The organism is Nocardia sp. FBN12 (genome assembly GCF_050320175.1).
In the GTDB taxonomy this organism is placed as follows: domain Bacteria; phylum Actinomycetota; class Actinomycetes; order Mycobacteriales; family Mycobacteriaceae; genus Nocardia.
Genome location: NZ_CP190048.1, coordinates 3,106,392 through 3,127,030 on the forward strand (window position 1 = coordinate 3,106,392; position 20,639 = coordinate 3,127,030).

Sequence of the window (20,639 nt, forward strand, 5' to 3'; positions counted from 1 at the left end):
GGTGGGTTATTTCCCCGCGTCGTCGTCGGGTTCGGGCAGCTTCGCCTCTTTCACCGGCTTCGGCGTCGACGCGGCGAGCGCCGACTCCAGGGCGGGGCCCTGCAGCCTGCGGAACGCCCGGCGCGGGCGCTCCTGCTCGAGCGTGGCCACCTCGAGCGAGGACTCACCGAGCGAACGCTTGTCCTTGTCGGCCTCGGGCTGACCGGCCAGCAGTGCGCCGATCGCCACCTTCAGCGCGTCGTCCAGGGACAGACCCGGCTTGTAGGCGGCCTTGAGCTGGGTCAGGATCGGCTCGGTGGTGCCGCCCATGACGACGTACTCACGTTCGTCGACGATGGACCCGTCGAAGGTGATCCGGTACAGCACCGAGGTCGGCGACTGTTCCGGATAGCCCACTTCGGCGACACACAGTTCCACCTCGTAGGGCTTGAGCTGATCGGTGAAGATCGAACCCAGACTCTGCGCGTACAGGTTGGCCAGCCCCCGGCCGGTGACATCGCGCCGGTCGTACTGGTAACCCTTGAGGTCGGCCTGCAGAATGCCACCACGGCGCAGTGCCTCGAACTCGTTGTACTTGCCGACCGCGGCGAACCCGATGCGGTCGTAGAGCTCGCTGATCTTGTGCAGGGTCGCCGAGGGGTTCTCGGCGACGAACAGCACACCTTTGTCGTACACCAGGACCACCACGCTGCGACCTCGACCGATGCCCTTGCGGGCGAGCTCGGTCTTGTCGCGCATGATCTGCTCGGCGGACGCGTAGTAAGGCAAGGTCATGCGCCTGCACCCCCGTTCTGTGCGGCCTCGCGGTCGGCGGCGATCGCCGCGGTGATCGAACCGAGCTGCTCCTCGGACACCTCCACCGCACCGTCGGCGTCGATCAGCACCACCGTCGGGAAGATCCCGCGCAGTGCGTCGGGCCCGCCGGTGGCGGTGTCGTCGTCGGCGGCGTCCACCAGCGATTCGACCGCGATCCGCAGGGCCCGGTCCCGGTCGAGGCCGTGACGGTAGAGCTTCTTGAGCGAGGATTTGGCGAAGGTCGAGCCGGAACCGACCGAGGTGTAGCCGAACCGTTCCTCACTGCGGGAGCCGACGACGTCGTAGGACACGATCCGGCCGGCTTTGTCGGGATCGGTGACCTGGTCGTCGAAACCGACGAGCAGCGGGATGACAGCGAGTCCCTGCATCGCCGCCGGCAGGTTGTCGCGCACCATCTTCGACAACTTGTTGGCCTTGCCGTCGAAGGTCAGCGATACGCCTTCGATCTTCTCGTAGTACTCCAGTTCCACTGCGAACAGTCGCACCATCTCGACCGCCAGCCCGGCGGTGCCCGCGATGCCCGCCGCGGAGAAGGAATCGGTGATGTACACCTTCTCCATGTCCCGGGACGCTACGAGATTGCCCTGGGTGGCGCGCCGGTCGCCCGCGATCAGCACGCCGCCGCGGTAGCTGACCGCGACGATGGTCGTGCCGTGCGGCGCGAAGTCCGCTGCCACGGTCAGCTCCGAGGCACCGGACCTGTTGCCCGGCAACAGGTCCGGTGCGTGCATGCGCAGATGTTCGGTGAACGAGGAGAGAGCCCGCCCCGCATGGAGGCGCAAGGGGTCACCTGAGGTCACTGGCCGCCCTTCTGCACATATGCCCGCACGAAGTCTTCGGCGTTCTCTTCGAGCACGTCATCGATCTCATCGAGCAAGTCGTCGGTTTCCTCCGCGAGCTTCTCGCGGCGTTCCTGCCCTGCCGCGTCTACGCCCTCGGGGCCATCGTCCTCGTCGCCACCCCCGGCGCGCTTGGTCTGCTCTTGTGCCATGGCAGCCGACCTCCTCTTCCTCATCACGATGATCGTGTGTGTCCCACAACCCTACCGAGCGGATCCGACAAGGTGGTCGATAGCGATCGGATTGTCGCGCAGTCGACCCCTCCCCTCGCCTCAGTGGGTGAGCTGTTCGACCAGTTCCGCGGCCGTGCGCGAGGCGTCGAGCAGCTTGCCGACGTGCGCTTTCGTGCCCCGGCGCGGTTCCAGCGTCGGGATCCGGACCAGTGAATCGCCACCGAGATCGAAGATCACCGAATCCCAACTGGCGGCGGCGATATCGGCGCCGAAGCGGCGCAGGCATTCGCCGCGGAAGTAGGCGCGGGTGTCGGTGGGCGGGTTGGTCATCGCGTCGAGCACCTGCTGCTCGGTGACGAGCCGCTTCATCGACCCACGCGCCACCAGGCGGTTGTAGAGGCCCTTGTCCAGGCGCACATCGGAGTACTGCAGATCCATCAGGTGCAGTTTGGGCGCGGCCCAGCCCAGGCCCTCACGGCTGCGCATGCCCTCGAGCAGGCGCAGTTTGGCGGGCCAGTCGAGCAGGTGCGCGGCGTCCATCGGGTCGCGCTCCAGCAGGTCGAGAACCATCGCCCAGTTGTCGAGGATGTCGAGCACGCGCGGGTCGTCGTTGCCTTGGCGGTGGACGAACTTGGCGGCCCGCTCGTGGTAAAGCCGTTGCAGCGCAAGCCCGGTCAGCTCGCGACCGTCCACGAGTGCGACAGTGGCGCGCAGCGTGGGGTCGTGGCTGATCTGGTGCACGGCGGTGACCGGCCGGGCGAGCTGGAACTCCGAGAGGTCCTCGCCGCCCTCGATCATGTCGAGCACGAGCGCGGTGGTGCCGACCTTGAGGTAGGTCGACATCTCGGCGAGGTTGGCGTCGCCGATGATCACGTGCAGTCGCCGGTACTTGTCGGCGTCGGCGTGCGGCTCGTCGCGGGTGTTGATGATGCCGCGCTTGAGTGTGGTCTCGAGGCCGACCTCGACCTCGATGTAGTCGGCACGCTGGGACAGCTGGAAGCCTGCATGATCACCCGACTGACCGATGCCCACCCGGCCCGCGCCACAGATCACCTGCCGCGAGACGAAGAACGGGGTGAGCCCCGCGATGATGTGGCTGAACGGGGTGTCACGGCTCATCAGATAGTTCTCGTGGGTGCCGTAGGAGGCGCCCTTGCCGTCGACATTGTTCTTGTACAGCTGTAGCCGGGGCGCGCCGGGCACGCTCGATGCGTGCCGGGCGGCAGCCTCCATCACCCGTTCGCCCGCTTTGTCCCAGATGACCGCGTCGAGCGGGTCGACGACCTCGGGCGCGGAGTACTCGGGGTGGGCGTGGTCGACGTAGAGCCGGGCGCCGTTGGTGAGGATCATATTGGCCGCGCCGACCTCGTCGGCGTCGATCACCGGGGCGGGCCCGCTCATCCGGCTCAGGTCGAAACCACGCGCGTCACGCAGCGGGGATTCCACCTCGTAGTCCCACCTGGTCCGCTTGGCCCGCGGCAATCCCGCGGCGGCGGCGTAGGCGAGAACGGCCTGCGTGGAGGTGAGGATCGGGTTGGCCGTCGGCTCCGTGGGGGTCGAGATGCCGTATTCGACCTCGATTCCGATGATGCGCTGCATGCTGTCGAGCCTAGGCGACGCGCCGGACACATACCGGCATCTCGGCCCAGCGGGCTCAGTTCAGGCGCGCGGGCGCAGACCGGTCAGCAGCTGTGTGATGTCGCCGCCGGCCTGATCAGGCCGCACCGCAGTGTGTTCCATCAACAGCCGGTACCAGAACAGGCCGAACAGGTGGTCCGCCGCCCGAGCCAGGTCGATGTCCGGGGCGAGCTCACCGCGTTCGATCCCGCGCGCGAGCATGGCCACGACCACAGCCCGCCGGGATTCGATCCATTCCCGGAAATGCCGCGCGAACTCCGGATCGAGCTGTGCCTCGGCCATCATTCCGCGCAAAGCCTGTGCGCGAACAGGGAATTCGGTGACGCGATAGAGCTCGGTGACGAATTCGACCAGGTCGGCCTCGACCGCGCCGGTGTCGGGCTCGGGCATCCGCCGGGCGACCGCGTCGCCGTAGGCGTCCATGGCCAGTTCGGCGCGCGACCGCCACCAGCGGTAGATGGTGCTCTTGGCGACGCCCGAGCGCGCCGCGACGCCCTCGATCGTCATCCGGCCGTAGCCGTGCTCTTCCAGGATCTCGGCGCTGGCCCGCAGCACATCGGCGCGCGCCGCGTCGCTTCGTACCCGTCCACCGGTCCGCGCACCCGCGGTGTTACCCATGTCACCTCCGCGTCGACTTTTCGACCACTCTAGTTCGCTGCTATCGTCAATTCAAACGCTACGGAGCGTTTCGGTAGCGCAACGTGCTGCGCATGCACGAGCAGTACGAGGGCACGCCCTTCGCCGGTGCGGTACTGGTGTCGGCGTCGGCGCACGAGGTCGGCTACGACATCCTCGCCGAGTTCTTCGACGGCCCCTTCGACTGGTCACGCATCCGCGCCGCCGCGGGCGAGTTCCGGCTGCTGTCGGCGATCGACGACCCGGTCAACGCCGCCGGCCCGATGGAGCATGTCGAGCTCCTGGTCCGCGGTCTCGGCGCCCGCGCCGTCGTGCTGCCGAGCGGCGGGCACCTCGGCGCCTTCGCCGACGACCACATCGACCTGCCGGAGGCGCTCACCCTGGCGGAAGAGGTGCTGGCACACCGCGGCTGAGCGCCGTCGGCCCCCGAGGTCCCCCTTCGGACGGACCTCGGAGTGGTCCTCGCGGGCGATCCGCTCGGCCGGGCTGATCGCGATACTCGGATCATGAGCGAATCCACTCAGCAGATCGCCAGCGACGTCGCGAACCGCCACGGTCGGCTGATCGCGCTGGATGTACTGCGCGGCATCGCGATTCTGGGCACGCTGGGCACCAATGTCTGGATCTTCACCGACCCGGCCGGGCTGATCGGGTACCTCGATAATCTCAGTGCCTCGGCCGGGACCGGCTGGGAGTGGACCGAGCGGGTGCTCCAGCAGCTCGCGCAGGGCAAGTTCCTCGGTTTGCTCACCGTGATGTTCGGGATCGGCCTGGCCATCCAGCAGGATTCGGCTCGCCGCGGTGGCAGGCGCTGGCCGGGCAAGTATCCGATCCGGGCCGGCTTGCTGGTCCTGGACGGGCTGGTGAACTTCCTGCTCGTGGCCGAGTTCGATGTGCTGATGGGCTACGCGTGCACCGGACTGGTCGTCGCGTATCTGCTCGCGACCAGCGAACGCGCACAACGCCGTTGGGTGATCGCGGCGACGGCCGTGCACGTGACTCTCCTGACTCTCATCGCCGCCGCGCTGGCCTACGAGCCCGAGGGTGGGCGTGCCACCACCACCGACCTCGACCCGAATCCCTATGCGGACGGATCGTTCTGGGATCTGGTGCTGTTCCGGATCGACAACGCCATCGCGTTCCGCGTCGAGGCGATCTTCGTCTTCCCGATGTCGGTGGCACTGTTCCTGGTGGGCGCCCACCTGTACCGGGCGGGTGTGTTCCGGGCAGAGGGCGCGCGAATTCGCCGACGGCTCATGGTGATCGGCTTCGGTGTGGCCGCGCCGCTGGACTTCACGGTCGGGGTGTTCGGCGGCGGCGATCTGGTGCTGTTCACCCGCTACGGCACCGCGCCGTTCGTCGCGCTCGGCATTCTGGCCGTGGTCGCGCAGTTCTACCTGCGCAGGCCGACGGTGGGATTCGCGGGCGCGCGCCTGAGCGAGGTCGGGCGGACCGCGCTCAGCTGCTACATCCTGCAGAACCTGATCGCCGGAATCCTGTGCTACGGCTGGGGATTCGGGTGGGCGGCGCGGGTGCCCGACACCGCGCGGGTGCCGTTCACGATCGGGATCTACCTCTTGGTCGTCGCCCTGATCGTCGGGTTCGCCCACCTGTGGCTGCGCCGCTTCGAGCGCGGGCCGGTGGAATGGCTGTGGCAGCGCACCTACCGCCTGCTGGCCCCGACGGGCTGAGGATCAGCGCAGCCGCTCGCCGGGCGGTGGGGCCGCATCCGGCGCGATGAGCAGGTCGGCGATGAGCGAATCCCGTTGCAGCGGAACACCGAGACTGCGGGCATTGCCCTCGAACAGCGACAGCACCGACTCGGTCAGAATGCCCTGCACCTGCTCGGTGGTGAGCACCGACTCCGGCTCCGCACGCCAACTCGCCACCACACCATCGACGAGACCGACGATGCCGAAGGCCATCGGCCTGCCTCGCGCGGGTTCGATGCCGAAGCGGGCCAAGCTGGCCGCGAAGATGTCGGCCAGCTGGCCACTGACCGCGCGTCCGGCGCCGCTCAGGCTCGGTGCGCCCTGGGGTGCGGCGTCACCGAGGAAACGGTGCAGGTTCGGGTGACGCTCGATCCAGCCGAGGTAGGTACCGATGGCGCCGCGCACGGCGTCCTTGAGCGTGCCGTCAGGCTGCAACGCGGGCAGCAACTCCGCGAGCAGCAGTTCCAGGATCCGCTGACGCGCCAGTGCGTCGAGTTCAGCCCGGCCACCGACATGGCGGTAGACCACCGGTCGCGGCAGGGCCAGATGTTCGGCGATCAGCTGCACCGAGATCTCGAGACCGTGTTCCTCGATCACCTCGATGGCGGCATCGATCATCTCCGCACGACGGCGCTCTTTGTGGCCGTGCCAGCGGGTGGCGCGGCCGTCACCTGCGGTCTGATCGGCATGCGCGGATGGTGCAGTCACAGCGCCAACGATACGCGCGTCAGAATTGACCGTGACACCGCGTTCCATCAACATAAGTGTTACTTGCGGTAACACTTAGTGCGCGGTGTGCCCCCTGGGATGTTCGCATACTACCCGATCCGTTCCTTCGACACGCAGGTACGGCGGCGAGCACCGGTATGCTCGGTGACATGCAGGCACGGGCGATGGTGATGGCGTACGCGGTTCTCGCGTGCGTGCTGCCCGCCTTCGTGCTCATCGCCATGCCAGGTAGCGAGGCCACGCGCATGCTCGCGTTCGGCGCTGTCGCCGCCGCGATGGTGTGTGCGCTGGTCGCGGTCACCGGCCGCGGCCAGCTGCCCGTTCGGGTCGCGTGTGCCGGTCCACCCCGGTCGGCGCAGCGCCGATTGCGCGGTTCCTTTCTGCGACAGAGCAATCCGAATGCCGCCGGTCGACCACGTCCACGAGCTCCGGGGATCGATCACCACTGACAGCTGCCGCCCCGTCGGCGCCGCCTGTCGGATTTCGTGATCCCACTCCCCCTTTCGCGCGTTCGCGCGCGCTGCACGGACAGGTCGTCCCGCCATGCTCGATGTCATCTATTACCCCGTGTCCGCGGTGCTGTGGTGCTGGCACCAACTCTTCGCCGTTCCACTCGGCCCGGCCAGCGGTCTCGCATGGCTACTCGCCGTCATCGCGCTGGTCGTCACCGTCCGCGCGCTGCTCGTGCGCACCGCTCTGCGACAAGCCAGATCCCAGAAAGTCCTGCGTGCACTGCAACCGCAGATGGATACCATCCGTCGCACCCATCGCGACGATCCGCGCGCCCAGGCCGAGAAGATCCGGCTGCTGCATCGCGAGCACGGCGTCAGCATGTTCGCCGGTTTCGTTCCGCTGATCGCACAGGGGCTGGTCTTCCTCGGCCTGTTCCACGTGCTGCGCTCGTTCGATCGAACCGGCACCTACGCGGTCGGTCCGTTCGCCTCGACGGACAGCCCACTGCCGGTCGAGGTGAACAGCGCCACCGCGAACTACCTGTTCGGCGCACCCGAGGTCCGCGCGTTCCTCGACGCCAGATTGTTCGGCGCGCCACTGTCGGCGACGCTGTCCGGCGCGGGCGAGGTGTTCGTCGCGGTTGCCGTCCTCGCCGTCCCGCTCGTGCTGATCGCCGCCATCGCCACGCACGTCACAGCTCGGCTCACCCCGCCGGCCGGCGACAACAGCACCGCCACGATCATGCGAAACCTGTCGCTGTGGGTGTTCCCGGCGGGCGCGCTGATCGGCGGTGCGATCCTGCCCGTTGTCGTGCTCACGTACTTCGCCACCAATGCGCTCTGGACCTGCGGCCAGCAGTACCTGATCCGCCGCACCATCGACGCCGAAACCGCCGCGGAAAAGGCGTTGGTCACGACCGCGGCCCGCGCCACCGCACCGCGACCGGGGGTGAAACCACAGCGCCGCAAGCGATGATCGGCCGGCGGACTCCGGCCTGGCCGGCCTTGTGCGCACTCGCGGCCGGTCACCGCCACCTTTCACCTCTCGCGGCGGTTACCCTCGGGCGGTGTCAGCGAATCCGGAGGACGAACTGCTCGCCGTCTACAACGCCGAGGGGCTGGTGATCGGCGAGGCCGATCGGGGCACCGTCTACCGCGAGGGCCTGTGGCACGCGAGCGCGGGCGTCCTCGTGCGATCGACGGACGGAACCCGCGTCTACGTCCATCGGCGTACCGACACCAAACTCGTTTTCGCCGGCATGCACGACTGCCTCGCGGGCGGTGTGGTCGACGCGGGCGAGAACCCGTCCGACACCGCGATCCGCGAACTCCGGGAGGAACTCGGCATCACCGTCCCCGTCGGCACCGTACTTCCGTTGCGCGCCACCGCATCCTGGGACGGCGACTGGGCGGGCCGCGCGCTGCGCTGTCACCTGTTCGGGTACGAGTACCGCTGCGACGGTCCGATCGTCCACCAGCCGTCCGAGATCGCGGACGGCTGGTGGTGGACCGATGCCGAACTGCGTGCGCGCCTGCGTGATCCGGCGTGGCCCTTCGTTCCCGACACACGGGCCGTCCTCGACGGCCTGCTCGCCGGCGACGGCGAGCGCTCCCGCTGAATCAGCGTTGCCATCGCGAAGATCAGTCGAGCGCGCGCAGCGACTCCTCGTCGCGGGCCACCACCGCGCCGCCGTCGGCGGTGAGCACGATCGGCCGCTGGATCAGCTTCGGATTCTCGGCCAAAGCACTCAGCCACCGCTCCCGATCAGCGTCGGTGCGGCCCCATTCCGCCATGCCGAGGTCCTTGGCGATCTGCTCGCCGGTGCGGGTGATGTCCCACGGCTGCGCCCCCAACCGCATCAGCACCGCCCGCAGTTCCTCGACGGTCGGCGGATCGTCGAGGTAACGACGCACGGTGTACTCCACCCCGGCCGCATCGAGGTGTGCGGTGGCATTGCGGCTTTTCGTGCAGCGCGGGTTGTGCCAGATCTCGGTCTGCCCAGATGTCATCTTCGCAGCGTAAATCACGTGCGCTGCGGGGCCGAGTAGCCCGTCGCGATACTTGACCCATGAGCGATACCGCATCCCAGGAAAACCCTTACGGCACACCGACGACCACCGGCCCCGAGCCGATCCGCCCGTTCCAGGACAAGCTCAACACCCTCATCCGCGGTCTGCTGAAGGTGCCGGTCCTGTCCGGTATCGTCGGCAAACGCCTGGCCACGCTGCACGTCGTCGGCCGCAAATCCGGCGCCGTCTACGACGTTCCGGTGGCCTACACCGTGTACGAGGACACCTTGCTGATCGGCACCGCGCTGCGACCGTGGGTGAAGAACCTGCAGGGCGGTGCGGAGCTCAGCATCTCGCGCGGTGGCGCCCCCGAAACCTTCGCCGCGACCGTGTACACGGAGGAAAAAGACGTCATCGAGCTGTTCGCGGTGATCGCACGCGACAACAAGCAGAACGCGAAGTTCAACGGCATCGGCTACCTCCCCGACGGCGAGCCGTCCAAGGCCGACATCTACCAGACGTGGCAGCAGGGCGGTGTGGTCATCGGACTCACCCCGCGTTGAGCACTCCCGCGGCGGCCCATCAGCAACTCCGATAGGCCGCCGTGGCTGGGACCTGCTACTTACCGCCCTCGGTCGGGGTGACCTGCGCGGGCTGGTAGCTCGCGCCCGTCACGTCCACGCCCGCGGCCTTCAGCTGGTCGAGAGCCTTGGTCACGTACTCGGTGGTATAGGCGTCGGAGCCGGGGTCCTTGGTGAGAACCGTCGCGCCCTCGGCGTTCTTGGTGTTCCTGGCGATCGAGACCGTGCGATCCCATGCGGTCTTGTCGATGGTGCCGATGCCCGCGGGTGCGGGCCAGATCAGCTTGTTCACTTCGTTGATCTGCCACTGCTGGTGTCCCGCACCGAGAGTGGCGCCCGCGGCGACGGTGATGTCGCGGCATTTGTCGAGATTGTCCCGGCAGAACGCCCAACCCTGCAGCGAGGCGACGAGGAACTTGACCGTCTGGTCCTGATACTCGCTGTCCTTCAGCTTCTCGGTGTTGGCCCACAGCGCGTCCTGGAGCATGGCCACACCTTCGTCGTTCCAGTCGATAGTGCTGAAATCATCTGCGGTGTACAGCTTTCCGGTGGCCGGGTTCTTGGTTTCGAGCAGCTGGGCGTACTCGTTGTAGGACATGGCCTGGGCGGCGGCGATGTCCTTGGCCAGGAAGGCGTTCATGTCGAACTGCTGCTGGACCAGTGTCACGTCCTTGGCCGGATCGATGCCCGCCTTGGTCATGCCGGCGAAGAGCTCGAATTCGTTGCCGTAGCCCCAGTTTCCGACGGTCTTGCCGCGCAGCGCGGCGGGACCGGCGATATTGTCGGCTTTGAACGAGACCTGCTTGGTACCCGATTTCTGGAAGATCTGCGCGATCTCGGTGATCCCGGCGCCCGCCTCGCGCGAGGCGAGGGCCTTGGGCACCCAGGCGACCGCGTAGTCGGCCTGTCCCTGGGCGAGCACCGTCTGCGGCACGATGTCGGTGCCGCCGTCGAGGATCTCGACCGACAAGCCCTGTTCTTTGTAGAAGCCCTGGTCCACGGCGGCCAGATAGCCCGCGAATTGCCCCTGCTTGAACCATTGCAGTTGCAAGGTCACCTTGGTGAGGCCGTCGGCGGTCGTCTCGGATTCGGTGGTACTACAGCCGGTCAGCGCGGCGGCGGCCACGGCGGCCGCAGCCACCGCGCTACCCAACCGGAGTGCGGTCTTGCTCATGGATGGATCTCCCTCATCGGATCGTGGACAGCAGTGGGGTTCGGGGTCGGCGGGTGAGTTGTTCGAGGAGCAGCACGGCGGCCAGGAACACGAGGCCGACGCACATCGCGCCGACGACGTAAGCCCAGGCCCGCGGATAGGCGGTATTGGCCGCGGCGGAGGTGATCCGGCTGCCCAGTCCGTTCTGCAGGCCGCCGAAGTACTCGGCGATGATGGCGGCGATGACCGCGCCGGGTGCCGCGATCCGCAGGCCGGTGAACAGGTGCGGCAGCGCGGCGGGCAGGCGGACGGTGCGGGTGATCTGCCAGCCCGACGCGGCATAGGACGTCATCAGGTCGGCCTGCACCTTGGGCACCTGACGCAACCCGCGCGCGGTGCTCACGAAGACCGGGAAGAACACGACGATGGTGACGACGAGCCGTCGCGGTGTCTCCGTGGTGGTCGAGTACATCGAGTTCAGCAGCGGTGCCAGCGCCACGATCGGCACCGCCGCGGCCGCCGCGGCCAGCGGGGTGAGCAGCCCGTCGATCAGCCCGAAACGCACCGCCAGCACGGCGGCGGCCAGGCCGAGCACTGTCCCGGCGACGAACCCGATCAGCGCGTTCGCGCCGGTGGCGAGGGAGGCGTCCAGGATCCGGCCCGCGTTCTCGCCGAACTGGGCGGCGATCGCACTGGGCGCGGGTAACAGGAACGAGGGCACGCCGGCGACCACGGTGAGTACCTGCCACAGCGCGAGCACGACGACACCGACCAGTAAGGGTGGCAACCAGGTCCTCATCGCAGATCCCGTCCGGCTACCGCGGCGTCGTCGTGCTCGCCGCGCAGCGCCGCGCGGACCGCGGCGACCGCGGCGAAGAACTCGGCGGAGGCCCGGACATCGGTGCCCGTCGTGCGATCCCAGCCGCCGGTCGGCACGATGCCGCTGATCCGGCCGGGTCGCGCGGAGAGCACCACCACCCGGTCCGACAGGTACACCGCTTCGGGAATCGAGTGGGTGACGAACACGACGGCCGCGCCGGTCTCCCCCGCGATCCGCAGCAACTCGCCCTGCATGCGTTCCCTGGTCATCTCGTCGAGCGCACCGAACGGTTCGTCCATCAGCAGCAGCGACGGTCGGCGGGCCAGCGCGCGGGCGATGGCGACGCGTTGTTGCATGCCGCCGGACAGTTCGGCCGGGTACCGGTCGGCGAATTCGCTGAGCCCGGCCATCGCGAGCAGTTCGGCGCTGCGCGCTGCGCGCTGTGCTCTCGGCACCTTGTGCAGTTCGAGCGGCAGTTCGACATTGGCTGCGACAGTGCGCCATTCGAGCAGACCGGCTTGCTGGAACGCGATGCCGTAGTCCTGATCGATCCTGGCCTGCCGCGCGGGCTTGCCGTGCACGGTGACGGAACCGCTGCTCGGCGTCTCGAGGTCGGCGATGATCCGCAGCAGGGTCGACTTACCGCAACCGGAAGGCCCGATGAGGGAGACGAATTCGCCGGCCGCGACGGTGAGGGAGACGTCGGAGAGCGCCGTCACCGCACCGGCGGCGAAGATCTTGCCGAGGTGGCTCAGCTCGACCGCGGCCGGCGACACCGGACTGCCGGGTTCGGTGACTGTGGTGGTCATGGGTACTTCTTCCTGAAACGTTGTGATGGAGAGTGTTTCGGCGGCGGTCATCAGCCCTCGCTCGACGCGCCGGTGCCCGGCGGGTGGCTGTACCGGCGTAGCGCCAGCTCCACCAGGCCGACCAGCGCGGTGAGGACGAGGCCGAGTAGCGCGGCGGCCAGGACGGCGGCGTAGAGCCGGGCCGCGTCGCCGGTGGCCTGCTGGGAGAACACGATGATCTGTCGTCCGATCCCGCCCGCGGTGCCGGTGGAGATCTCGGCGACGACCGCGCCGATCACCGCGGCGGCGGCAGCCAAGCGCAGCGCGGGGATCAGCGACGGGACCGAAGCGGGAAAACGCAAGCGCGTCACCGTCGCCCACCAACCGGCCGAACAGCTGCGCATCAATTCGACCGAGGCCGCCGACGGTGCCTGCAGGCCGCGCAACATCCCGATGGCGATGGGAAAGAAGGCGAGGTAGGCCGCGATCACGACGATGCTCATCCACGGCCGCCACGGCTCACCGCCGATGGACAGCTTGCCGCCCCACGCCGCCACCAGCGGTGCGAGCGCGATCAGCGGCACCGTTTGCGAGAGCACCACGTACGGCAGCAGCCCGCGTTCCAGCCAGCCGAACCGCTGCATCGCCACCGCCAGCGCCACACCGACCACGGCGCCGAGTACCAGCGCGAGCAACGACAGGCCGAGCGTGAACATCCCGGTGCGCAAGAGTGTTTCACCGACAGTGCCCTTGCCGTCCGGCTCACCGAGCACGGTGAACACCGCCCAGACATGCGGGAGCGCGCCATCGCTGGTTCGCGGGAGAACCCGGGTGCCGCCGATGCTGACACCGTCGGCGGGCACCAGTACCTTCACCAGCTCCCAGATCACCGCGACGAGCACGAACGCGCCCACCGCGTAGGCCGCCCGCAACACCCGGGTGCGGGCCGCGGTGGCCGCTCGAAGCTTCGGTGGGACCACCGCAGTGGCCGGATCGATGGTCGCCGTGGTCACGAGTGATCTACTTCCTGGGTAGCGGTGACCGGCTGATGCAATCGCGGCAGGATCTGCTCGCCGTACGCCTCGAGGGTGGCCGTCTTGGCATCGTGCTGCAGATACACCGCGAACTGGTCGACGCCGAGTTCTTCGAGCTCCCACAGGCGGGCGAGGTGTTCGTCGGGTGTCCCGATCAGGCAGAACCGGTCGACGATCTCATCGGGCACGAAATCGGCGTGCGTATTGCCCGCGCGCCCGTGCTGGTTGTAGTCGTAGCCCTGCCTGCCCGCGATGTAGTCGGTGAGAGCCGCCGGAACATCGCCGCCCGCACCATATTTCGCGACGATGTCGGCCACGTGGTTACCGACCATGCCGCCGAACCACCGACACTGATCGCGGGCGTGTTCCAGCGCGTCGGCCGATCCATCGGTGACGTAGGCGGGCGCGGCGACACAGATCTGCACCGACAGCGGATCACGCCCCGCCGCCGCGGCCGCCGCACGCACCTTCGCGATGGTCCACGCGGTGATGTCGGGGTCGGCGAGCTGCAGGATGAACCCGTCGGCGACCTGCCCGGTGAGCTCGAGCGCCTTCGGCCCGTACCCGGCCACCCACACCTCGAGCCGCGAGTCCGCGGCCCAGGGGAAACGCACCTCGGTGTCACCGACGAGGGCGCTACGGCCGTTGCCGAGTTCCCTGATCACCTCGACCGATTCGCGCAGGGTGGCCAGGGTGGTCGGCTTGCCGCCGAGGGTGCGGATCGCCGAGTCGCCGCGGCCGATGCCGCACACCGTGCGGTTGCCGAACATCTCGTTGAGCGTGGCGAAGGTGGACGCGGTCACCGTCTGGTCCCGGGTGGCCGGGTTGGTGACCATGGGCCCGACGATCACCTTGCGGGTGGCAGCCAGGATCTGGCTGTAGATCACATAGGGCTCCTGCCAGAGCAGGTGCGAGTCGAAGGTCCATACATGCGAGAACCCATGGGTCTCGGCCACTCTGGCCAGTTCGATCACCCGCGAGGCGGGTGGTGTGCACTGCAGGACCACACCGATGTCCATGGGCACTCTCCGTTCGAGAATCGGGGTTCTACAGAAGGTTCTGCGAGAGGCCGCGCCGAATGAACCGGCCGTGCCCGGCGCGACCGTGATAAGCGCCGTCGTCGACGATCACCGTGCCGCGCGACAGCACCGTGTCGACGTGACCGTCGATCTCGAAGCCCTCCCACGCGGAGTGATCCATGTTCATGTGGTGGGCCTTACCGAGCCCGATGCTGGTGTGCCCGTTGGGGTCGTAGATCACGACATCGGCATCGGCACCTGGGCTGATCACGCCCTTGCGCGGATACATGCCGAACATCCGCGCCGGGGTGGTGCAGCACACCTCCACCCAGCGTTCGAGGGAGATCCGCCCGTCCTTGACGCCCTGGAACAGCAGATCCATCCGGTGCTCGACACCGCCGATCCCGTTGGGGATCTTGCTGAAATCGCCGATGCCCAGCTCCTTCTGGTCCTTCATGCAGAACGGGCAGTGGTCGGTGCTCACCGCGGTGACATCACGGGTGCGGATGAAACGCCACAGCTCGTCCTGATGGCCCTCGGCGCGCGAACGCAACGGCGTGGAGCAGACCCACTTGGCACCTTCGAAACCCGGTGCGCCCAACTGTTCTTCGAGCGAGAGGTACAGGTACTGCGGGCAGGTCTCGGCGAAGACGTTCTGCCCGTTGCCCCGCGCCGTCGCGATCTGTTCCATCGCCTGCTTGGCCGATACGTGCACCACATACAGCGGCGCACCGGTCAACTGCGCCAACATGATCGCGCGATGGGTGGCCTCCTCCTCCATCTGCCACGGACGGCTGGTGCCGTGGAAATAGGGCGAGGTGTCGCCGCGTGCGATGGCCTGTTCGACGAGGACGTCGATCGCGATGCCGTTCTCCGCGTGCATCATCATCAGCGCGCCCAGGTCACCCGCGGACTGCATCGCGCGCAGGATCTGGCCGTCATCGGAGTAGAAGACGCCCGGGTAGGCCATGAACAGTTTGAAGCTCGTAACGCCTTCACTGACGAGTTCGCTCATCCCCTTCAGCGATTCGTCGTTGACGTCGCCGATGATCTGGTGGAATCCGTAGTCGATCGCGCACTGCCCGGCCGCCTTGCCGTGCCATTCGGCGAGGGTGTCCTGCACCCGCTGGCCCGGTTTCTGCACGGCGAAGTCGACGATCGTGGTGGTGCCGCCCCAGGCCGCGGCCCTGGTGCCGGTTTCGAAGGTGTCACTGGCCTCGGTGCCGCCGAACGGCAACTGCATGTGCGTGTGCCCGTCGACACCGCCGGGGATCACGTACTTGCCGGTCGCGTCGATCACCCGGTCGGCGTCGGCGGCCAGATCGGTGCCGAGTGCGGTCGAACCCGGTTGCAGCACAGCGACAATCGTCTCGTCGGAGATCAACACGTCGAGCAGCTGGGACCCGGTGGCGCTCACCACCGTCCCGCCGTGGATGAAGGTGCGCATCAGGGGTTCACCAACGATCCGTAGGCGTCCGGACGACGGTCGCGATAGAACGCCCACCGCTCACGAACGATCTTGATCAGCTCCATATCAAGATCACGAACAACCAATTCCGGCGACGTATCGGACGCGACCTCCCCGACGAATTTCCCCTCGGGGTCGACGAAATAGCTCGTGCCGTAGAAGTCGTCGTCGCCGTATTCGCTTTCGATGCCGACCCGGTTGATCGCGCCGACGTAATACTCGTTGGCCACCGCCGAGGCCGGCTGCTCGAGTTTCCACAGATAACTGGAAAGCCCCCTCGACGTCGCCGAGGGATTGAACACGATTTCCGCACCGGCCAATCCGAGCGCCCGCCAGCCCTCCGGGAAATGGCGGTCGTAACAGATGTAGATACCCACCTTGCCGACCGCGGTGTCGAATACCGGCCAGCCCAGATTGCCCGGCCGGAAGTAGAACTTTTCCCAGAATCCGGCCACCTGCGGGATATGGTGTTTGCGGTATTTACCCAGGTAGGAGCCATCGGCGTCGATCACCGCCGCCGTGTTGTAGAGCAGGCCGTCCATCTCACGCTCGTACACCGGCAACACGATCACCATGTTCAGCTCGGCGGCCAGCGCGGCGAACCGCTCGGTCGTCGGGCCCGGCACCGATTCGGCGTACTCGTAGAACTTGGTGTCCTGTAGCTGGCAGAAATACGGGCCGTAGAACAACTCCTGGAAGCAGATCACCTGCGCGCCCTGCGCCGCCGCCTCCCGTGCGTAGTCCTCGTGAACCTTGATCATTGATTCTTTGTCGCCGGTCCAGGTGGTCTGAACGAGCGCCGCTCTAACGATTCCCATGCTTTGTTATACTGCACCTACAACTGATTCCGTTGTGTTACAAGAGTGCGGAAACAGTTTCGGTGCCGTAAACCTTGGCGGCGCCCCCCGGATCGGCCGCGGACAACCCCGCAGAATGGGTCCATGACCGAAGCCTCGCCGACCGCACTGCCCGCGGACTTCGCCGGGGACCTCGACGAACGAACCGCAGCCGGCATCGCCGCCGCCATCGGACGTCGAATCCGCTCGGGCGCACTGGCTCCCGGCACCCGGCTGCCCACCGTGCGTGAGGTGGCCCGCGAACTCCGGGTCTCCCCCGCGACCGTCAGCCAGGCATGGCGGGCGCTGGCCGCGACGGGTGCGATCACCGCGCGCGGGCGGGCCGGCACCTTCGTCGGTGCGTTGCCGGAAGCGCCGGTCGGCCGATACCAGCGCCTGCACTCCCACTCCGACAACGCTTTTCGCATCGATCTGTCCCGCGGCACCCCGGATCCCTCACTGCTTCCCGATCTGGCCGCCGCGCTGCACGCACTCTCCCGCGACACCGCGCCGGGCGACCTGTCGGCGCACTACCTCGGCGAGGCGGTGCTGCCCGCGCTCGCCGACATCCTGCGGGCCGACTGGCCTTGGCCGAGTGAGCGACTCACGGTCCTCGACGGCGCGCTGGACGCGGTCGATCGACTGCTCGCCGCGCATGTGCGGTTCGGCGACCCAGTGATCGTCGAGGACCCTTGTTTTCCGCCGTTCCTCGACCTGCTGGCGCGGCTCGGCGCCCGCGCGATACCAGTATCCCTTGACGAATCCGGTTTCCGCCCAGCGGAATTCGCACGGGCATTCGACGGGCCCGCGCCCCGGGCGGTCATCCTGCAGCCGCGCGCGAACAACCCGACCGGTGCCTCGCTCACCGCGACCAGGGTCCGCGAGCTGGCCGCCGTGCTCGACGCGCATCCCGCGCTGATCGTCGAGGACGACCATTCCGCCGGCATCGCCACCACCCCGCTGCGATCCCTCGCTGCCCGCTTCCCCGACCGCGGCGTCTACATCCGCTCCTACTCCAAGTCCCACGGCGCCGACCTGCGATTGGCCGTCGCGGGTGGTCCGGCGTCGTTGCTCGACCCGGTGGTCGAACGCCGCATGCTCGGCCCCGGCTGGTCGAGTCGGCTGTTGCAGCGGGTCCTGCTGACCATGCTGCGCGACGGCGACGCGTGCGCCACCGTCGCGGGTGCGCGCCTGGAATACCGTCGCCGCGCCATGGCGTTGCGCCGCGCGCTCGCGGTCCACGGGGTCACCCTCGCCACCGGCGACGGCATCAACCTGTGGCTGCCCGTCGACGACGAGAACGCCGCCATGATCAGCCTCGCCGCCGCGGGCATCAAGGCCGCTCCGGGCGGACCGTTCGAGGTGAGCCCGAACCCACCCCGCGACCACCTACGCCTCACCCTGGGCGCGCTCGACGCCACCACGGACCTGCCTTGGCTCGCCGCGGAACTCGCCGCCGCCACGACCGCCACCCCCACCTACCGACGCATTCGCCGGACCTGACACCCGCCCCCGACAGTCCGGGCCGCACGGCGCCTGCCGATCCCGGCCACACAGCACCTCCCGATCCGGGCCACACAGCACCTCCCGATCCGGGCCACACAGCACCTCCCGATCCGGGCCGCACGGCGCCTGCCGATCCGGGCTGCACAGCACCTCCCGATCCGGGCCACGCGGCACCTCCCGATCCGGGCTGCACGACTGTGCCGAGCTGCGACGACCCGGACGACGCCGACCTCGGCCGATGCGGCAGAATCGAAGCTCACCCCTCTCGGACAGGCAGCGGCGACACCGCCGTCTCGCCGTAGCGACCGCCATCAGCACCGCCGACCACCGGGAGCAGCCGTGTCCACCATCGCCTGGACCGAAGACACCACCGCGCGATCCGCGGTCTGGCATTCGGAGAACGGCGCGCCCGCACCGGCGAGGCTCACCACCGCCGACGACAGCCTCTCGGCCGATCACGCCTTCCGCCGGATCAAGGCAGGCGAAGCGCTGCTGTGGCGGGGCGACTACAACAACGGCCGTCAACTGCTGTCCGCGCTGGGCCGCCGAGCCGACCGGGTGCGGACCGCGCAGCCACGCGCGGCCCGTGGTCTCGGCGCTCTCTATGAATACGAGCGGACGAAGAGGCGCACGCGCGCAGGCATTCTCGGCAGTGTGCTGGTCGAACTCGACGCGAACAACGACCTCGATCTGCGTCGCGCACCCGATGTCCGGGCGGCCTGCGAGGCGGCCTATGGGCCGGCGGACAGGCCACGGGTGGTCGCGTTCACCGAACTGCTCGGCGTCCTGAGCGCCTACCGCTGGCAGGAACAGGGCGTCGAGGTGCCCGCGCTCGGCGCCCGGGTCTATCCGACGTACGGCGTATTCTCGCCCACCCGAAGCGAATACGTGGATCTCGTCGCCGAGGCGCCCCTTGGTCCCGAGGTGCGTTCGGCCTTCGATCTCGGCACCGGCACCGGCGTGCTGGCCGCGCTGCTCGCCAAGCGCGGTGTCGCTGAAGTCGTCGCCACCGACATCAACCCGCGAGCACTGCGCTGCGCCGCGGACAATGCCCGGCGCCTCGGTTACGCGAAGGTGATCACCGTGGCAGGGCCGACGCTCTACCCGCCGGGCCGCGCCGATCTCGTGGTGTGCAACCCACCCTGGCTGCCAGGCGTCCCCACCTCGGATCTGGAACGTGGTGTCTACGACCAGGATCAGTCGATGCTCACCGAGTTCATTCGCGACCTCGGCGCCCACCTCACCCCCGGCGGCGAGGGTTGGCTGGTCCTCTCAGACCTGGCCGAACTGCTCGGCATGCGCCCTGCCGACCACATCCCGAACCTCGTGGACAAGGCGGGACTACGGGTTGTCGACACCCTCACCACTCGCCCGCGCCACCCACGCGCCACCGACCGTGACGACCCACTCGCGGCTGCCCGTACGGCGGAGACCACCACACTCTGGCGGCTTCGCCTGCCCTAGACGCGTCCGATCACGCCACCGTTCTCCCGCCGCAGACCGGCTCGAACGGCCGTGGTTCTGTGTCGATCACACGACCAGCCGACCGGATCCGGTGGTCTCTCCCCACGAGGACGGGTGCGGCTGGCAGGATGCGCGGTACATCGTCCGGTAGCACCCGTTTTCGAGGAGATCCCGCCAAGGTGACCAGCATTTCGCAGGACCGTCCCTTCATTCGCGCGCTCGTCGGCGTCGGCATCGCCGCGGCCGCCCTGGTCGCGCTGGCACCCGCCGCGCAGACCGCGCCGAAGCACCAGGCCGTGATCCCCGGCTGTGCACCGGCCGTGGCGGGTCAGCCCAACGGCAAGCAGTGGCCCACCGAGCCCGCGCTCACCATCGACACCTCCGCGAGCCACACCGCCACCCTCGAAACGACCTGCGGCACAGTCTCGATCGCGCTCGACGCCGCGGCGGCCCCGCGCACGGTGAACTCGTTCGCGTTCCTGGCAGGCGAGGGCTACTTCGACCACACCCGCTGCCACCGGCTCACCACGCAGGGCATCTTCGTACTCCAGTGCGGCGACCCGACCGCCACCGGGATGGGCGGCCCCGGCTACAAGTTCAGCGACGAGAACCTCGCGGGCGCGGTCTACCCGGCGGGCACGGTCGCGATGGCCAACGCGGGCCCCGGCACCAACGGCAGCCAGTTCTTCCTGGTCTACCGCGACACCCAGCTGCCCCCGAACTACACCCCCTTCGGCACCATCACCGAGGGCATGGACGCGCTGACCAACGTCGCGAACGCGGGCGTGGCAGGCGGCGGCGCCGACGGCACCCCCGTAGCGGACGTCGTCTTCAACGCTGTGACCACCGCACATGGCTGATCAACGACCGAGGGCCGCGTCTCCCGGCTGGGAGACGCGGCCCTCGTCGTACGACTGGGGGTCAGCCTGCGCTGATCGAGCTGAACAGGTTCTGGATGGTCTGCA

General features: G+C 68.3%; 23 protein-coding genes. 9 read left to right on the forward strand and 14 right to left on the reverse strand.

Going from position 1 to position 20,639, the window contains the following annotated elements; translation table 11 throughout:
- Positions 1-6: 6 nt before the first annotated feature.
- From prcA to ACQHI0_RS15030, 5 genes are all read right to left on the reverse strand, one after another.
- The gene (prcA, locus tag ACQHI0_RS15010; protein ID WP_427908554.1) at positions 7-774 is read right to left on the reverse strand and encodes a proteasome subunit alpha; all 768 of its coding nucleotides are present in this window, start codon (positions 772-774) and stop codon (positions 7-9) included.
- Positions 771-1,616: a proteasome subunit beta gene (gene prcB, locus ACQHI0_RS15015; RefSeq protein WP_427908555.1), complete on the reverse strand. Its 846-nt coding sequence runs from the start codon at positions 1,614-1,616 to the stop codon at positions 771-773. Before prcB ends, prcA begins: the two co-directional genes overlap by 4 nt.
- The gene (locus ACQHI0_RS15020) at positions 1,613-1,807 is read right to left on the reverse strand and encodes a ubiquitin-like protein Pup (RefSeq protein WP_427908556.1); all 195 of its coding nucleotides are present in this window, start codon (positions 1,805-1,807) and stop codon (positions 1,613-1,615) included. Before ACQHI0_RS15020 ends, prcB begins: the two co-directional genes overlap by 4 nt.
- A 120-nt stretch (positions 1,808-1,927) precedes the next feature.
- Positions 1,928-3,427, reverse strand: coding sequence for a depupylase/deamidase Dop (gene dop, locus ACQHI0_RS15025; protein WP_427908557.1), 1,500 nt, complete (start codon positions 3,425-3,427; stop codon positions 1,928-1,930).
- Between the two features lie 60 nt (positions 3,428-3,487).
- Entirely contained in the window at positions 3,488-4,084 is a 597-nt protein-coding gene (locus ACQHI0_RS15030; protein ID WP_427908558.1) for a TetR/AcrR family transcriptional regulator, read from the reverse strand.
- 92 nt (positions 4,085-4,176) lie between these two features.
- On the opposite strand from ACQHI0_RS15030, the gene ACQHI0_RS15035 reads away from it, so the two are divergent.
- A complete protein-coding gene (locus tag ACQHI0_RS15035) occupies positions 4,177-4,515 on the forward strand; it encodes a hypothetical protein (RefSeq protein ID WP_427908559.1) in 339 nt (112 codons plus the stop codon).
- A 93-nt stretch (positions 4,516-4,608) separates the two neighbouring features.
- A complete protein-coding gene (locus ACQHI0_RS15040; RefSeq protein ID WP_427908560.1) occupies positions 4,609-5,793 on the forward strand; it encodes a DUF418 domain-containing protein in 1,185 nt (394 codons plus the stop codon).
- Positions 5,794-5,796: 3 nt separating this feature from the next.
- On the opposite strand, the gene ACQHI0_RS15045 is transcribed toward ACQHI0_RS15040, so the two are convergent.
- On the reverse strand, positions 5,797-6,522 hold the full coding sequence (locus ACQHI0_RS15045; RefSeq protein WP_427908561.1) for a TetR/AcrR family transcriptional regulator: 726 nt from the start codon (positions 6,520-6,522) through the stop codon (positions 5,797-5,799).
- Positions 6,523-6,692: 170 nt separating this feature from the next.
- On the opposite strand from ACQHI0_RS15045, the gene ACQHI0_RS15050 reads away from it, so the two are divergent.
- The 3 genes from ACQHI0_RS15050 to ACQHI0_RS15060 all read left to right on the forward strand — a co-directional run bounded on the left by ACQHI0_RS15050 (position 6,693) and on the right by ACQHI0_RS15060 (position 8,614).
- Positions 6,693-6,992: a DUF6412 domain-containing protein gene (locus ACQHI0_RS15050; RefSeq protein ID WP_427908562.1), complete on the forward strand. Its 300-nt coding sequence runs from the start codon at positions 6,693-6,695 to the stop codon at positions 6,990-6,992.
- A 94-nt stretch (positions 6,993-7,086) separates the two neighbouring features.
- Positions 7,087-7,971 carry a membrane protein insertase YidC gene (gene yidC, locus ACQHI0_RS15055; protein WP_427908563.1) on the forward strand — a complete coding sequence of 295 codons (885 nt, stop codon included), beginning with the start codon at positions 7,087-7,089 and terminating at the stop codon, positions 7,969-7,971.
- A gap of 91 nt (positions 7,972-8,062) precedes the next feature.
- The gene (locus ACQHI0_RS15060) at positions 8,063-8,614 is read left to right on the forward strand and encodes an NUDIX hydrolase (RefSeq protein WP_427908564.1); all 552 of its coding nucleotides are present in this window, start codon (positions 8,063-8,065) and stop codon (positions 8,612-8,614) included.
- Between the two features lie 22 nt (positions 8,615-8,636).
- Here ACQHI0_RS15060 and ACQHI0_RS15065 read toward each other — a convergent pair whose 3' ends face one another.
- A complete protein-coding gene (locus ACQHI0_RS15065) occupies positions 8,637-9,005 on the reverse strand; it encodes an arsenate reductase family protein (RefSeq protein ID WP_427908565.1) in 369 nt (122 codons plus the stop codon).
- A 59-nt stretch (positions 9,006-9,064) separates the two neighbouring features.
- On the opposite strand from ACQHI0_RS15065, the gene ACQHI0_RS15070 reads away from it, so the two are divergent.
- A complete protein-coding gene (locus ACQHI0_RS15070; protein WP_427908566.1) occupies positions 9,065-9,568 on the forward strand; it encodes a hypothetical protein in 504 nt (167 codons plus the stop codon).
- A gap of 55 nt (positions 9,569-9,623) precedes the next feature.
- Here the strand turns inward: ACQHI0_RS15070 and ACQHI0_RS15075 are convergent, their stop codons facing one another.
- The 7 genes from ACQHI0_RS15075 to ACQHI0_RS15105 are packed head-to-tail and all read right to left on the reverse strand — an operon-like array spanning position 9,624 to position 16,686.
- Positions 9,624-10,760, reverse strand: coding sequence for an ABC transporter substrate-binding protein (locus ACQHI0_RS15075; RefSeq protein ID WP_427908567.1), 1,137 nt, complete (start codon positions 10,758-10,760; stop codon positions 9,624-9,626).
- A gap of 13 nt (positions 10,761-10,773) precedes the next feature.
- A complete protein-coding gene (locus ACQHI0_RS15080) occupies positions 10,774-11,538 on the reverse strand; it encodes an ABC transporter permease (RefSeq protein ID WP_427908568.1) in 765 nt (254 codons plus the stop codon).
- A complete protein-coding gene (locus ACQHI0_RS15085; RefSeq protein WP_427908569.1) occupies positions 11,535-12,368 on the reverse strand; it encodes an ABC transporter ATP-binding protein in 834 nt (277 codons plus the stop codon). Before ACQHI0_RS15085 ends, ACQHI0_RS15080 begins: the two co-directional genes overlap by 4 nt.
- A 50-nt stretch (positions 12,369-12,418) precedes the next feature.
- The gene (locus ACQHI0_RS15090; RefSeq protein ID WP_427908570.1) at positions 12,419-13,360 is read right to left on the reverse strand and encodes an ABC transporter permease; all 942 of its coding nucleotides are present in this window, start codon (positions 13,358-13,360) and stop codon (positions 12,419-12,421) included.
- Complete coding sequence (locus ACQHI0_RS15095; RefSeq protein ID WP_427908571.1) at positions 13,357-14,400, reverse strand: TIGR03842 family LLM class F420-dependent oxidoreductase; 1,044 nt, start codon at positions 14,398-14,400, stop codon at positions 13,357-13,359. Before ACQHI0_RS15095 ends, ACQHI0_RS15090 begins: the two co-directional genes overlap by 4 nt.
- A 28-nt stretch (positions 14,401-14,428) precedes the next feature.
- Complete coding sequence (gene hydA, locus ACQHI0_RS15100) at positions 14,429-15,847, reverse strand: dihydropyrimidinase (protein ID WP_427908572.1); 1,419 nt, start codon at positions 15,845-15,847, stop codon at positions 14,429-14,431.
- Positions 15,847-16,686, reverse strand: coding sequence for a nitrilase-related carbon-nitrogen hydrolase (locus tag ACQHI0_RS15105; RefSeq protein ID WP_427908573.1), 840 nt, complete (start codon positions 16,684-16,686; stop codon positions 15,847-15,849). The genes hydA and ACQHI0_RS15105 overlap by 1 nt, the downstream gene beginning before the upstream one ends.
- 123 nt (positions 16,687-16,809) lie before the next feature.
- On the opposite strand from ACQHI0_RS15105, the gene ACQHI0_RS15110 reads away from it, so the two are divergent.
- The 3 genes from ACQHI0_RS15110 (at position 16,810) to ACQHI0_RS15120 (ending at position 20,534) form a co-directional block, all read left to right on the forward strand.
- Entirely contained in the window at positions 16,810-18,207 is a 1,398-nt protein-coding gene (locus ACQHI0_RS15110; protein WP_427908574.1) for an aminotransferase class I/II-fold pyridoxal phosphate-dependent enzyme, read from the forward strand.
- 342 nt (positions 18,208-18,549) lie between these two features.
- Positions 18,550-19,674, forward strand: a complete 1,125-nt coding sequence (locus tag ACQHI0_RS15115) for a methyltransferase (protein WP_427908575.1) — start codon at positions 18,550-18,552, stop codon at positions 19,672-19,674.
- A gap of 179 nt (positions 19,675-19,853) precedes the next feature.
- A complete protein-coding gene (locus ACQHI0_RS15120; protein ID WP_427908576.1) occupies positions 19,854-20,534 on the forward strand; it encodes a peptidylprolyl isomerase in 681 nt (226 codons plus the stop codon).
- The last annotated feature ends 105 nt before the right edge of the window (positions 20,535-20,639 follow it).